The organism is Thermospira aquatica, from assembly GCF_023525255.1.
In the GTDB taxonomy this organism is placed as follows: Bacteria; Spirochaetota; Brevinematia; order Brevinematales; family Thermospiraceae; genus Thermospira; species Thermospira aquatica.
The window spans coordinates 509810-522954 of sequence record NZ_CP073355.1 but is presented as its reverse complement, the minus strand read 5'-3'; the positions used below and the strand labels follow the sequence as shown (position 1 = coordinate 522954).

At 45.1% G+C, this 13145-nt stretch carries 10 protein-coding genes; 7 read left to right on the top strand and 3 right to left on the bottom strand.

The annotated features are described in order from the left end of the window. The first annotated feature begins 178 nt into the window (after positions 1-178). From KDW03_RS02575 to pheT, 4 genes are read left to right on the top strand one after another with little or no spacing between them, the layout of a single operon-like run. Entirely contained in the window at positions 179-2638 is a 2460-nt protein-coding gene (locus KDW03_RS02575; protein ID WP_271435838.1) for a DNA gyrase/topoisomerase IV subunit A, read from the top strand. Next, positions 2635-3321, top strand: a complete 687-nt coding sequence (locus KDW03_RS02570; protein ID WP_271435837.1) for an HAD family hydrolase — start codon at positions 2635-2637, stop codon at positions 3319-3321. Before KDW03_RS02575 ends, KDW03_RS02570 begins: the two co-directional genes overlap by 4 nt. Before the next feature lie 18 nt (positions 3322-3339). Continuing rightward, a complete protein-coding gene (locus KDW03_RS02565; RefSeq protein ID WP_271435836.1) occupies positions 3340-4365 on the top strand; it encodes a phenylalanine--tRNA ligase subunit alpha in 1026 nt (341 codons plus the stop codon). A 10-nt stretch (positions 4366-4375) separates the two neighbouring features. After that, positions 4376-6730 carry a phenylalanine--tRNA ligase subunit beta gene (gene pheT / locus KDW03_RS02560; protein WP_271435835.1) on the top strand — a complete coding sequence of 785 codons (2355 nt, stop codon included), beginning with the start codon at positions 4376-4378 and terminating at the stop codon, positions 6728-6730. 552 nt (positions 6731-7282) lie between these two features. Here pheT and KDW03_RS02555 read toward each other — a convergent pair. After that, positions 7283-7474: a hypothetical protein gene (locus tag KDW03_RS02555; protein ID WP_271435834.1), complete on the bottom strand. Its 192-nt coding sequence runs from the start codon at positions 7472-7474 to the stop codon at positions 7283-7285. Positions 7475-7570: 96 nt separating this feature from the next. Between KDW03_RS02555 and KDW03_RS02550 the strand changes: the two genes are divergently transcribed. From KDW03_RS02550 to KDW03_RS02540, 3 genes are read left to right on the top strand one after another with little or no spacing between them, the layout of a single operon-like run. Further along, positions 7571-9808, top strand: coding sequence for an ATP-dependent helicase (locus tag KDW03_RS02550; RefSeq protein ID WP_271435833.1), 2238 nt, complete (start codon positions 7571-7573; stop codon positions 9806-9808). Beyond that, on the top strand, positions 9805-11043 hold the full coding sequence (locus KDW03_RS02545; RefSeq protein WP_271435832.1) for an oligosaccharide flippase family protein: 1239 nt from the start codon (positions 9805-9807) through the stop codon (positions 11041-11043). The genes KDW03_RS02550 and KDW03_RS02545 overlap by 4 nt, the downstream gene beginning before the upstream one ends. After that, complete coding sequence (locus tag KDW03_RS02540) at positions 11040-11690, top strand: hypothetical protein (RefSeq protein WP_271435831.1); 651 nt, start codon at positions 11040-11042, stop codon at positions 11688-11690. The genes KDW03_RS02545 and KDW03_RS02540 overlap by 4 nt, the downstream gene beginning before the upstream one ends. On the opposite strand, the gene KDW03_RS02535 is transcribed toward KDW03_RS02540, so the two are convergent. Continuing rightward, on the bottom strand, positions 11674-12663 hold the full coding sequence (locus tag KDW03_RS02535) for a GNAT family N-acetyltransferase (RefSeq protein ID WP_271435830.1): 990 nt from the start codon (positions 12661-12663) through the stop codon (positions 11674-11676). The genes KDW03_RS02540 and KDW03_RS02535 overlap by 17 nt on opposite strands. 3 nt (positions 12664-12666) lie before the next feature. After that, on the bottom strand, positions 12667-13125 hold the full coding sequence (locus tag KDW03_RS02530; RefSeq protein WP_271435829.1) for a polyhydroxyalkanoate synthesis regulator DNA-binding domain-containing protein: 459 nt from the start codon (positions 13123-13125) through the stop codon (positions 12667-12669). Positions 13126-13145: the final 20 nt, after the last annotated feature.

Here is a 13145-nt window from a genome sequence, read left to right as displayed (position 1 = left end):
ATCATTTTTTCAAAAAATTTTTGTGGCCAGAAAACTTATGTTTCTCATTAAAAATATGGGAGTTTTTTCTTTTCACAGGACTTTTGAGGCAGGTCCCTTTCAAAAGGGATATTTTTTCTTTACAGAAAAGTGTTTTTCCTGTATAATAAATGACCAAACAAAGAGACAGAGGCAGATTATGGAGAAAGAACAGGGTATTACTCACGCCTATTTTGAAGACGAGATTAAGACTTCATACCTTAACTATGCGTATAGTGTTATTACAGGACGTGCTATTCCCGATGTTCGAGATGGGATGAAACCGGTTCAGCGGCGTATTCTCTACGTGATGTCTGAATTGGCGTTATGGCATGATAAACCGACACGAAAGAGTGCCCGTATCGTTGGAGATGTGCTTGGTAAATACCATCCTCACGGTGATTCTTCAGTGTATATGGCTATGGTCAAGATGGCGCAGGAGTTTCATATGCGCTATCCGTTGGTCATAGGACAGGGAAACTTTGGTTCTATTGATGATGATCCGCCTGCGGCCATGCGATATACCGAAGCTAAACTCTCACGTGTTGCAGAGTTCATGCTTGAGGACCTCGATAAGGATACAGTAGATTTCAAACCGAATTTTGATGATACCCTCAAAGAGCCCAAGGTTTTGCCGGGGCGCTTTCCCAATCTTCTCTGTAATGGAACAACAGGTATTGCTGTGGGACTCGCGACGGATATCCCTCCTCACAACTTTCGTGAGGTGGCATCCGCCATCAAGGCTACCCTTGCCAATCCTGGGATTTCTGTTCAGGAACTTGTCAAACTTGTTCCTGGTCCTGATTTTCCTACAGGAGGGGTGATTCTCAACAAGGAAGAGATGATTTCTCTTTATCAATACGGGCATGGTTCAGTGGATCTTGCCGGGACAATAATTTATGAGGAAAAAGGGGGGAGGGGAGCCCTGGTGATTACGGAAATTCCCTACCGTGTTGTGAAGTCTTCTCTTATCGAAGAGATAACAAATCTCTATCTCAACAATACCAAGTACGCGAATATTCTCCGGGGGATCAAGGAGATCCGTGATGAGTCCTCAAAAGAAGGGATACGGATCGTAATAGATCTCCATAAGGATGCGAATGTTGAAAGTATCAAAACAGTGCTTTTCCAGCAGACGGCGCTTCGAACACGGATCAAAGTCAATATGGTTGCCCTGGTGGATAATCAACCCAGGGTCCTGGGACTCAAGGATCTTCTTCAACAGTATATTGACTATCGCCGACTTGTGATTACTCGTAGAACTCAGTTTGAACTGGACAAGGCAGAGAAGCGTCTTCATATTGTGGAAGGGCTCCTGATTGCACTGGACGCGATCGATGAGGTGATACATACCATCCGTACTTCCCGGGATACAGCCGCTGCTAAAGAAGCTCTCATGAAACGTTTCAAACTTACCGAGGTGCAGGCAGAGGCAATTCTTGACATGAAACTTCAGAAACTCACCAACCTTGAGGTACACAAGTTGCAGGAAGAAAAGGACAACTTGAAGGCTCTCATTAAAGAACTCAAAGAGATTCTTGAAAAACCGGCCAAGCGAGATGCTCTTATCGGCAAGGAACTTGACGAAATGCTTGAGGCTCTTGGTGATGATCGGAGGACAAGATTTGAGGTTATAAGCACTGCTAAAATTGATGTAGAAGAGCTTATCGAGGATGAGCCCATGATCTTGATGCTTACCCACAAAGGTTTTCTGGTACGGGAGACTGGTCGGAACTTTAAGGTAGGCACTCGTGGTGCACGGGGGAAGAAGGGTGATATTACTGATATGAATCGGCTCGAGGCGGATGATTATATCATTGCTACCGTGAGTGGAAATCTCAAAGATTCCTACCTTTTTGTTACCGATAGTGGGCGTGTCTACTCTGTGAAGGGGTATGAGATTACTGGTGCTACGGAGGGACGTATTACCCGTACGTACATCAAAAATATCGCTCGTCTCGAAGAGATCGAAAAAAAGAACGAACGTGTGACGGCGGTTCTTGCTGTGAAAGAGTTTAGTGAGGAGAATTTTATCCTTTTCCTTACCAAGAAGGGACGTATGGCTCGTATTATGCTTTCAGATTTTGCGAATATCACGAGAGCCGGCATTATTGGTATCAAGCTTCGAGTAGATGATCATGTGGTTGATGCTATGGTGACCGACGGAAACGCCAAACTCTTTATTGTGAAAAACAATGCCAAAGGTTTCCGATGTCGGGAGAGTCTCTTCCCTGTTCATAACCGTGGTGTAGGGGGAGAAAAGGCAACAAGTGTGATTTCCTCTGAAGATGAGGTGATGGGCATGGCGATTGCTGATGAGACGATGGATGTTATTTTTGTCTCCAGGGATGGACGGGGACGCCGTGTTAATCCGAAGGAGTTTTCGGAGCTTGTTAATCGTGGTGGGAAGGGATTCAAACTTGTGGATCTCGGGAAAAACCGTACACTTGCTGGTTTTACCCTCGTTGAGCCTCAGGATAGGGTGATGATTATTACAAGACAGGGGAGTCGTATTGTGTTTCCTCAGAGTGAGGTATCCACAAATCTTTTGAAACTTATCGATCTCCGACCTGGTGATGAGGTGCTTAGTGTGACCACCATTCCAGGAGGGGAAGAATGAAGATAAAAGCAGTTGTTTTTGATCTCTATCGAACACTTATTGATGATTCCGGGGTGGAGGTGCAACGAGAAAACTACATTAAGGAGAGTCTCTACTCTCTGCTTGAAAAAAATCTCTACCCGGTAAAGCACAAAGAGGTTGTTGCTGCTTATCAAGAAATGAAAGAGGTGATGGAGGATTTTCACAAGAGACAGGTGGCTTTTGGAGCGTTTTCTCAGGTGAAGTATCTCGCTGAAAAACTCCATGTGAACGATCATGTTCTTTTTCACAAGATGTTTGATCTCTACTCAATGGCGGTACTTCATCTTTCTCCAAAGTTTATGCCGCATACCCTTGATGCTCTGGAACTTCTCAAAGATAATGGTATCAAGATAGGGCTTATCTCTAATACAGGGATAACGCCCGGGTTTGCCCTGCGGCTCTGGCTTGAAGAAAGAAAAGTGGCGAATCTTTTTCATACGATGCTGTTTTCAGATGAGGTGGGGGTTCTTAAACCGAATTCTCTCATTTTTGAGATTATGGCTTTTTGTCTTGGATTGGCACCAGAAAGTATCCTTTTTATTGGAGATACCCCTACGATTGACTACGAAGGTGCGCTGGCGGCACATTTTCAGGCGCATCTTTTTAAACCCGAAGAGGAAAACCTCTATGAAATAGTTGCAAAGTATATTGGTAAAGTATAAAGGATCAGGGAGAAACCTATGAAAGAAAAACTTCAACAGATTCTCCAGGAAGCAAAAGACGCTTTGGTAAAAGTTTCAGAGGAAAGAACCCTCGAAGAGCTTCGTGTAAAGTTTCTTGGTAAAAAGGGTGTAGTAAAAGAGTTTTTGAGTCAGCTGGGTTCGCTTGACGTTGAGATGCGTAAAGAACTTGGTAAGGTAGCTAATGAGGTTAAAGATGAGATAGAGAGGCTCATAGCCGAAGCAGAATCTCGCATTGCGGCCATAAAACGGGAAGCTAAACTTAAAGAAGGGGTGGTTGATGTTTCTTTACCGATGAAGACCTTGCCCGTAGGATATCCTCACCCGTTAACACTTGTTACTCAAAAGATGGTTTCTATCTTTCAGAGTATGGGATATACGGTTGTTGATGGGCCAGAGCTTGAAAAAGAGGAATACAATTTCGATATGCTGAATATTCCTAAACATCATCCTGCGCGTGATGACCATGATTCGTTTTATGTTCAGGACGGGTGGCTTATGAGAACCCACACCTCACCTGTGCAAATACGGACGATGTTGAATAAGAAACCCCCTATTGCTGTGGTGGTTCCCGGTCGCTGTTATCGAAGGGATGCGGTGGATGCCACGCACTCTCATACCTTTCATCAGATGGAAGGGTTGGTGGTGGGAGAGGGAATCTCTTTTGCCGACCTCAAGGGTACCCTTCTTCTCTGGGCAAAACTTATGTTTGGTGAACAGACCCAGATTCGTTTAAGACCGGATTATTTTCCGTTTACCGAACCGTCTGCTGAGCTGGCGGTAACCTGTCCGGTATGTCATGGACCGGGATGCCCAGTGTGTAAGCACACGGGGTGGGTGGAGCTTATGGGATGTGGTATGGTTGAACCCACCGTGTTGAAAAACTGTGGCATTGACCCCTCAAAGTATTCTGGTTTTGCTTTTGGTTTGGGTATAGAACGTGTGGCCATGACGGTGTACGGAATCAAAGATATCCGTCATTTCTACGAAAACGATATTCGTCTTCTGGAACAGTTCAGGGCGTAAGGAGGAGGCTATGATAGTAACCTATAATTGGCTCAAGGAATATGTGGATTTTTCCCTGTCTCCTCAGGATCTCAGGGTGAGACTTACCCAGATGGGACCGGAAGTGGTATCCGTTACTCCGGTTGGTATTCATGAGGACAATAAAGACAAAATCATCCTTTCTCAGGTGGTGGAAGTAACTTCTCATCCCAAACTTGCCCACCTCAGGGTGGTGAAGCTGGATACCCTCAAGGATGGAGTGCTGGTCACGAATAGTGGCGCGGTAGAAAAGGGTGATTTTGTTGTTTGGGCGAAACCAGGAGCTCTTTTGGGTGGGGTGACAGTGGGAGAAAAAAATTTCTCAGGCACGGTGTCCAAGGGAATGCTTATTGCCAAGGAGCATCTCGGACTTGAACAGAAAAGCTCTGATATCTGGATTTTGGGCAAGGATAAAAAAACTGTCAACGAGGTTTTTGGGGTATATGCTGAGCCGGATTACAGGATAGAGATTGAACTGACGGCCAATCGGTCTGATTGTCTTTCAGTTATTGGTATTGCTCGGGAGATTGCAGCTATGCTGGATCTTCCTCTGAAACTTCCTGAGATACGAGAGAATTATCCTCTTCTCAAAGAGGAACCAGATATTACTATTCAGGAGAGAAAGCTCTGTCCCCGTTACAGTGGGCGAATTCTGCGTGGAGTGAAGATCCTGCCCTCTCCAGCATGGATGGCCCGTCGTCTTGAGATCTGTGGGATTCGTTCTATTAACAATGTGGTGGATGCAACAAACTACGTTCTTCTCGAGTTTGGGCATCCCACTCATGCGTTTGATCTTGATCGTCTGGAGGGGAAGAAGATCATCGTTCGTCGAGCACAGGATGGTGAAAAACTTACCACTCTGGATGGAGAAACACATACCCTCAATGAGGATGTGTTGGTGATTGCTGATGAGAAGCGGGCTGTAGCTCTTGCAGGTATCATGGGAGGAGAAAATACAGAGATTCTTGACCAGACAACGCATGTGCTTCTGGAATCTGCTTTTTTTGATCCTATTTCTGTGAGACAGACAGCAAAGCGCTATGGTATCAGGACCGAGTCTTCATATCGTTTTGAACGAACGGCAGATTATGGGATAACGGTAACGGTTTTGCAACGTCTTACCCAGCTTATTGGGCTTACTGTGGGTGAGATGCAGGTATCGTCTATTCGAGATGAGTACCCTGTGCCATTTAAGGAAAAAGGGATCTCTCTTTCCACGGAGTTTGTGAATTCGTATCTCGGATTGGATCTGGAAACAGATGAGGTTGAAAAGTATCTCAGCCGATTGGGTATGACTATCATGAAAAGCCTGGACAACGGCTGTGAGGTGCGTGTTCCTTCATTTCGATCGGATATCTCTCGACCTGTGGATCTGGTAGAAGAGATTGCTCGCGTGTATGGATACAACAACATTCCTACCAATCTCTTTAAGCCCCCTGTAGATGTAGAGGCCATGCAAAAGCCACAAAAGTTTGAATATACGCTTCGTCCTCTGGTGAGGAACCTTGGTTATACGGAGGTGTTTAACTTTAGCTTTACCAATGAGGAGTTGTTATCTCGTTTTGGACTGAACGGGGAGAGTTTTATTTCTTTGCGAAATCCCTTGAGTAGTGATGCGGCTATCTTGCGACCTTATCTTACGCCTCAGCTTATTGAAACTCTTGATCGCAATATTCGCAGGACCTATCGAGAGAGTTTTCTTTTTTATGAGCTTGGGAAAACCTTTTTGAAGCGAAGTGGAAAAGTAGAAGAGTGGGAAAAATCCTGTTTGGGGTTACTTCGTTATGGTCCGGGTGAGGATGTGTATACCATCACTGCCGAGGTGGAAAGGTTGGTAAATATTCAGGGGAATTGGGTGATAGATGTTCTTCCTGCTGATGTTGCTTTTCTTCATCCGCTCAATTCGGCACGTTTTGAGGTCAATGGAATGCTTCTGGGTTTTGCCGGGGAGATTCATCCTGATGTGGTGGATGCTTTTGAGTTTCGTTATCCGGCGTATGTTGCAGAAATTGATCTTCAGGTCCTTGAGAGTTTGCGTAAACCTCTTGCTCGTCTGGAGGATATTCCTATTATGCCGCCTGTCCCACGAGATATCTCGGTGGTTGTGGATCGGGCACTTCCTGGCAGGAAACTGATGAATGCCATTAAACAGGCTCATCCGCTTATTCGGCAGGTGGAATTCACGGATGTCTATGTGGGTCCCCAGCTTCCTGAAGGGAAGAAAAGTGTTACTTTTTCTTTCCTTGTTCAGGAAAAGGACAAAACCCTCACCGATGAAGAGGCAAATGCCATTCGTGATGAGGTGGTCCAGCTTTTGAAAAAGGAATTTGGTGCAGAGTTGCGATAGCTATCACAATATTTTCTGAAAATAGCTTTAAAGGCATGCGGTATGCATGCCTTTAAAGTTTCTGCTCATGTTTGCCTCTCGGGGAAGGAGATGCAAGGCAAACGAAATTTTTCGTTTTTTTCTTTGATGTTTTTTATTTTTGTTGAACTCCGAATTCCCTTGAGGTCAGGACTTTGCCCTCTTGTTTTCGTGATGAGAGGCTCTTCCCTTGTTGCAGTGTTACCTCGGGATTTACAACTGTGAAAAAGAATAGCTGGATTTTTTCCCCTGTGACAGGGTAATAGCAATGGTTTTTACTGCGATAAGGGAAGAGCTGAGGCAGCTCACTGTGATAAGGGAAGAGCTATTTTTCAAGAGAGGAGAAAGTGTCCTTCCCATGTTGGAGTGTAAGAAAAGAGTTTAAGACTGTGATAAGGGAAAAGCAAGTTTCAAGTAGGATAAGCAAAATGCGGAGAGATGTTTACTCTGGAATCTTCAACATGAGCTATTACTTTTTTACAGTGTGAGCGCAGAGTGTAAAACTGTGATAAGGGAATAGCAAAAGGACAGTTTCTACACTGCAACAAGGTAATAGCATCGGAAGAGTTTTTCCACTGCAACAAGGTAATAGCTATAGCTCCCTCTTCTCACTGCAACATGGTAATAGCTCACATAACAGGCACACTGCGACAAGGGAAGAGCTATTGTTAGCATGAGAACTTTTTTTCGTGAAAATCTTTTAGACATGTGCCAAACGAGTTTCATGGGAGACTCCCATGATGTTTTGATGAAGCAACCACAAAACTTGAAAAAAATCCCTTTTTTATCCATAATATTTGACACTATTTTTGCGGAGAAGATATGGATTCTATTCTTGAAAACCTCAATGAGAGGCAGCGTGAGGCAGTCATGGCCACTGAGGGGGCTTTTTTAGTACTGGCTGGCCCTGGATCAGGGAAAACACGCGTGATCACACATCGTTTTGCCTATCTTTTACATACAAGAGACATTGATGCCACCAATATTCTCGCTGTTACCTTTACCAATAAGGCTGCCAATGAAATGAAGGAGCGTATAGAAAAACTTTTGCATAAGCCAATAGGGAATCTCTGGATCCGGACGTTTCATTCGATGGCGTATCGGATTCTTCGGCAACATGCCCATCTTTTGGGATATGGCAAACAATGGGACGTGATAGATGAGGGCGATGCGGTCAAACTCATGCGTGAGGTGGTCAAATCTCTTGCAGAAAAATACTCTCCTCTTATTGTGAAACTCTACAAACCTGAGGTTTTGCTTGGTTGGATATCTGATGCTAAAGAAGCCCTGAAGACCTTTGATGAGCCTCTAGGACCAAAAAATCTCCCTATGGAGCATCAATCCTATCTTCACGATGTATTTAAATTGTATCAACAGCGTCTTCAGTCGGCTTCTCTTATGGATTACAGCGACCTCTTAGCCAATACGTATGTTCTTTTGCGTGACTATGAAGAGATAAGAGAATCCTATCAAAATCTCTGGCAGTACATTATGGTGGACGAGTTTCAGGATACCAATAAGATTCAGTATGACATTATTGCCCTTTTAGCACAAAAACACCGCAATATTCTCATTGTAGGGGATGATGACCAGTCTATCTATGGATGGCGTGGCGCTCTTGTCAAAAATATGCGTCGATTTGAGGAGGAATTTCAGGCCAAGGTGATCAAGCTGGAGCAGAACTATCGTGCCACCAGGCGACTGGTAGAGATTGCCAATAAAATTGCCAGTGCCATTGACGACCGCATGGGTAAGACCCTCTGGACCGAAAATGGGGAGGGGGAGTCTGCACTCGTATTGTATGGGGGGGACGAAAAGACCCTTTATCAAACAGTGGCGGACACTATTCTTGACCTCCGGCAAAAGGGGTACAATCTTAAAGATATAGCCATCTTTTACCGGATTAATGCCCAGTCTCAAGGGATTGAAGAGATTTTGATCCAGCGCGAAATTCCCTATCATATTGTGGGGAGTTTGCGTTTCTTTGAACGAAGAGAAATCAAGGATGTGATGGCGTATGTTGCCTTTTTGGTGAATCCTCTCAACGTTCTGGCGTTTGAGAGACTCATAGAAGTACCACCTCGAGGGATTGGTGAAGTAACGGTGAGTCGTTTGGTAAATTATGCCCAGCAAAATCACTGCGATCTTATTGAAGCCATGAAGCAAGCCTCTTCTATTCCGGGAATAGGTCCTCGAGCGAAGGTACTGATGGAGATGGCAGAGATTTTTTTACAACTTCGAGAACCTGTTGATACTGTTTTGCCAGCAACCTTCTTGAGGCTTTTGCTTGATGTGATTCCTTTTGAGGAGTATTGGAAACAACAGAAAGAGGAGGAGCGATGGGAGAACATTCAGGCTCTCGTGGATGCTGCCAGGTCTTTTGAGGAAGCCAATCCAGAGAGTACGATTATGGACTTTTTGAATTATGTGGTGCTCAATACCGCTGAAGAAGAGGTAAAAAATACCGATTGTGTTTGGTTGATGACTATTCATAACTCCAAGGGATTGGAATTCAGGGCGGTGTTTGTTCTCGATGTGGTAGAAGGTCTGATTCCCCTGAGTAGGAGCACTGAAACGCCCCAGGGACTTAATGAGGAGAGGCGACTCTTTTATGTGGCAGCAACACGGGCAAAAGAAAAGCTTATCCTCTGTGTGCCAGAAGAGAGGTTTGCTTTTGGGGAAACGATAAAAACAAGGCCCTCTCCTTTTTTGGAGTATCTTCCAGAGGATTGTGTTGAGGAAAAAAAGATTCAACGAAAAAAAGAGGCGTGGGAATGGCGAAAAAAAACGGACTTCTGGTTGGATGATTTCAAAACTGCAGCACGAGACACTTTCCGCAAAGCAAATAATGAAGAAAAAAAAGAAAAAGTATTCGAGACATCCGTATCAGGAAAACAGGCACGTTTTGAGGATCTTCAACCGGGCGTAAGGGTGAGGCACAGGCTCATGGGTGAAGGTGAAGTTGTAAAAATTGTCGGAAGTCGGGTGATGATTCGATTTGATATTGGGGCTATTCAGTTTGTAGACAAAAATTTTCTTTCAAGTATGGAAATTCTATGAGAGAGTTGAAACGTCGAGAGGTGGTAGCGTATACCGGGCTTATGACGGTGGCGACCTTTGTAACAGGAGGTATCAATTTTGTTTTTAATATGGTGGTGGGGAAGTTGATTGGGCCCGTCGAATATGGGGTATTGAGTCCGTTGATGGGGTCCCTTTTTTCCTTGCTTTCGATGCCGGTGATGGGGCTCCAGCTCTTTATGAACCAGTCGTTAGGGGAGATCTTTCGAGAAAATCCTCAAGGAATTCGATCTTTTATTCGTTTTTTATTTATGAGTTTGATGAAGATACTGGTGGTACTTGAGATTGTGCTTTTTCTGGCTATACCGCTTCTTCAGGTCTGGTTGAAACTGCCAGATAAGGCCGTGCTTATGGTGCTTTTTGTGATTGTCCTTGTCAATTATGTGCAGATTTTTTTCTATGCCGTTTTGCAGTTTCAGCATGAGTTTCTTCTTCTTTTTTGGGTGACAACGGTGACAACGTTGATGAAATTGGGTTTGGGGATAGTGCTTGCTCTGAAGTGGAAAACGGCCTTTTCTCTGATGTTTGCCTATTTGGTCCCGATGGTGTTGGCAGCGTTTGTGTATGGATGGATGCTCTGGCAGTGGTATAGGGAATTGCCGAACACAGGATGTGGTAGGTACCAGCATTTCTGGAAATCGTTTGTGGTAAGTATGGTTTCAGGGGGAGCGTACATGGTTCTTTCGTCGTTTGATGTGCTTCTTGTGAGGTCGTTTTTTCTCAATCAGGCGGTTGTGGGAACGTATGCGATGGCTGGCCTTATCGCGAGGGCGTCTTTTTTTCTTGCGTCGGCTTTTACGACGGTTTTTCTTCCTGTGATGGCAAAGCGAAAAGAACGATCCCATCTTTTGACTTTGTGGGGACTTGGTGTGCTGGTAGTGATACTGCTTGGATACACAGGGTGTGTGTGGATTTTTCGCTCTCTTATAGCGGAGGGGTTTCTGGGAGGGAACTATCCGGGTTTGAAGGAGTATCTGGCTCCTTATACCTTCTGGTTTATTCCTTATGCCCTTATTTCGTTTTTGGTGAGTTTTTATACTGTTCACAAAAGTCTTGTGTATGGTGCTCTTATTGGGTTGGGGGTTATAGCCCAGGGAGTTCTCTTTAGTGTGTGGCATGAGTCGATTTCCCAGGCGCTTTTGATTGTTGGTGGTGTGGGATACGGGCTGTTGTTTTGTTTTGTTGTGGAGATACTGTGGCAGAGGAGAAGAGCATGAGAATTCGCACAATCGTTGTAGGAGTGATACTTGCGAGTGGAATATATGGTCTCTCGTTGGGAGGAGAGGCGTGTTTTTTCGTACCGGAGGGAGGATTACCTTCGCTTGAATTTTCTGCGTGGCAGGAGTCGAAGCTTTTTTCCGGGCTGTTCTGGGAGTTGGGAGGCATGTACTACCGAATATTTGGCATTGGTGTGCAGGGTAGGTATGAGGTGAGACCGGTTTTTTCTGGAGATATGGTGGCAGGGATGCTGACAGTGGGCTGGGAAATGCGAGTGGCACAGTGGGAGACGGCTTTGCGTGTGATGGGAGGATGGGGGTATCTCTTTGATCTGGAGTTGCGAGAGTCTGAGATGCGGCGTTTTTTTCTCGATGAGGGTTGGGGATCTCCTGTGGTGGTGGAGAGGGCTTCGGGGAATGGGGTAGGACTCATGGGATGGGGAGTTTCTCTCTCCACAGGCTATCAGTGGCGACGGTTTCGTGTTGGATTTGTGGGAGGATGGATGGATCTTGGGGGAGAGGGGGATGTCCACTTGTATTGGAAGGAATTTCATGGTGGGACTCTTGATTCCTATGAGGAAGAAAAGAGATTACAATTTCTTCTGCGGGGTTTGAGGATAGGAGGAGCTATCAGGGTTCTTTTGTAGGTGGTACAGGGTACGCGTGGAGGTTGATGCCGCTGTAGGCGAGACGAAAACCGGCATCCTCGATGGTCTGGATCAGAAGATTCTCCGTAGCGTCTATCCATATCTCGAGGAGGCTTGCGGAGAAACGGACAGTCATCTCTTGAAGAAGACTCCTCAGGATGGAGAGCTCAGTACTGGGCAGGGTAAGCACATCAAGAATACGGTAAACAGGTTTTTCTGTTTTGAGTGTTTGTTCACTGAGCGTATCTTGCTGGATGGTGATGAGGGCAATGGGGCGATCGTTAATACAATAGCCGAGGCAAAAGAGTTTGGCCTGGTTTATCTGGGATTTCCATTTTTCGATAAGGTATTTTCGGAGTGAGGATTTATGTACGTATTTGTCACGTAAGAGTGAGAGAGGACGGGAAAAACTTTCTTCAAATGGTTGAATCTCGTTGAGGGAGAGGGGACGAATATTGGCCGAGAGAGAGGTTGTTTGAGAGGGAAGTTCTTTTTTGTCTTTTGGTAAAAGATCGTAATAACGGAAAATGTGCCACACAAGGCGGGGATAAAATCCTCTGGAAGTATAAACCTGAAGGGCGGGGATGTTATAGAGGTCTGTGCCTACCGTTACTATGTCTACCTGGAGATTGGAAAGATGGGAGAGAGCCCTGTCAACAAGACTCCCTCCTATACCCTGGTTTTGGTTTTCGGGTCTGACCACAAGGAGAAGAATGTTGGCAATACGTTTTCCGGCATGTTCTGAGATAGGACTCAAGGGATGAAAGGCAATAAACCCTAAAATTTTCTGGCTTTCGGTAGCGACGTAGGTTATGGTTGATGGTGAGAGAAGCATATTTTTTGCGAAGATGGGCTCAAATCCACTCGAAACCCCTTCAAGGCGATCATCAAATTGAAAGGGAGAAGTGGTAAACCATCGACACATTTCGATGAGTTCGTTTGTTTCGTCTGGTTTTGCCAGTCGTATTTCCATAACCTAAATAAGCTTATGTTTTTTTTTGAGTTTTCTGAGGCGCTTTTCGATGAAGAGGAAATTCTCCACCAGATCTGCATGGAGGGCTGTATTGTAAACGGGTTCGCTGGCAAGGATTCGTAGTGAGGCAGTGAGGTATTCAAGAGACTTGTAGAGAAGACGAATCTCGGCAGGAACATATCCCTCTCCGTTGGGTGTGGCTGTCTCAAGTTCTGTATCAGGAGATGGCTGAGAGGATTGAAGGAAGAGTTTTTTAGAAACATAAAGTTTTTGAAGTTCAGGAAAACGGACGAGGGCTTTCTGGATTTCAAGAGAGGTGATGTCCACATGGGTATCACTGTCTTCGATACGAACCTCTTCGCCCTGGATGAGGAGCATGATCAGATCCTCTTGTTTGATAAAAGAGCGAGTGGCGATGTCGTAGAGCTTGCGATTGGAGTATTTTCGTATCAGATGAAACATGATTGAGGTATCCTTCTGTT

What these genes read in the sequence shown, in the direction of transcription:
- pheT (WP_271435835.1), top strand. Translation starts at nt 4,376, where the DNA reads ATGATAGTAACCTATAATTGGCTCAAGGAATATGTGGATTTTTCCCTG.
- KDW03_RS02555 (WP_271435834.1), bottom strand. Translation starts at nt 7,474, where the DNA reads ATGAAACTCGTTTGGCACATGTCTAAAAGATTTTCACGAAAAAAAGTT.
- KDW03_RS02535 (WP_271435830.1), bottom strand. Translation starts at nt 12,663, where the DNA reads ATGGAAATACGACTGGCAAAACCAGACGAAACAAACGAACTCATCGAA.
- KDW03_RS02545 (WP_271435832.1), top strand. Translation starts at nt 9,805, where the DNA reads ATGAGAGAGTTGAAACGTCGAGAGGTGGTAGCGTATACCGGGCTTATG.
- KDW03_RS02565 (WP_271435836.1), top strand. Translation starts at nt 3,340, where the DNA reads ATGAAAGAAAAACTTCAACAGATTCTCCAGGAAGCAAAAGACGCTTTG.
- KDW03_RS02550 (WP_271435833.1), top strand. Translation starts at nt 7,571, where the DNA reads ATGGATTCTATTCTTGAAAACCTCAATGAGAGGCAGCGTGAGGCAGTC.
- KDW03_RS02530 (WP_271435829.1), bottom strand. Translation starts at nt 13,125, where the DNA reads ATGTTTCATCTGATACGAAAATACTCCAATCGCAAGCTCTACGACATC.
- KDW03_RS02570 (WP_271435837.1), top strand. Translation starts at nt 2,635, where the DNA reads ATGAAGATAAAAGCAGTTGTTTTTGATCTCTATCGAACACTTATTGAT.
- KDW03_RS02575 (WP_271435838.1), top strand. Translation starts at nt 179, where the DNA reads ATGGAGAAAGAACAGGGTATTACTCACGCCTATTTTGAAGACGAGATT.
- KDW03_RS02540 (WP_271435831.1), top strand. Translation starts at nt 11,040, where the DNA reads ATGAGAATTCGCACAATCGTTGTAGGAGTGATACTTGCGAGTGGAATA.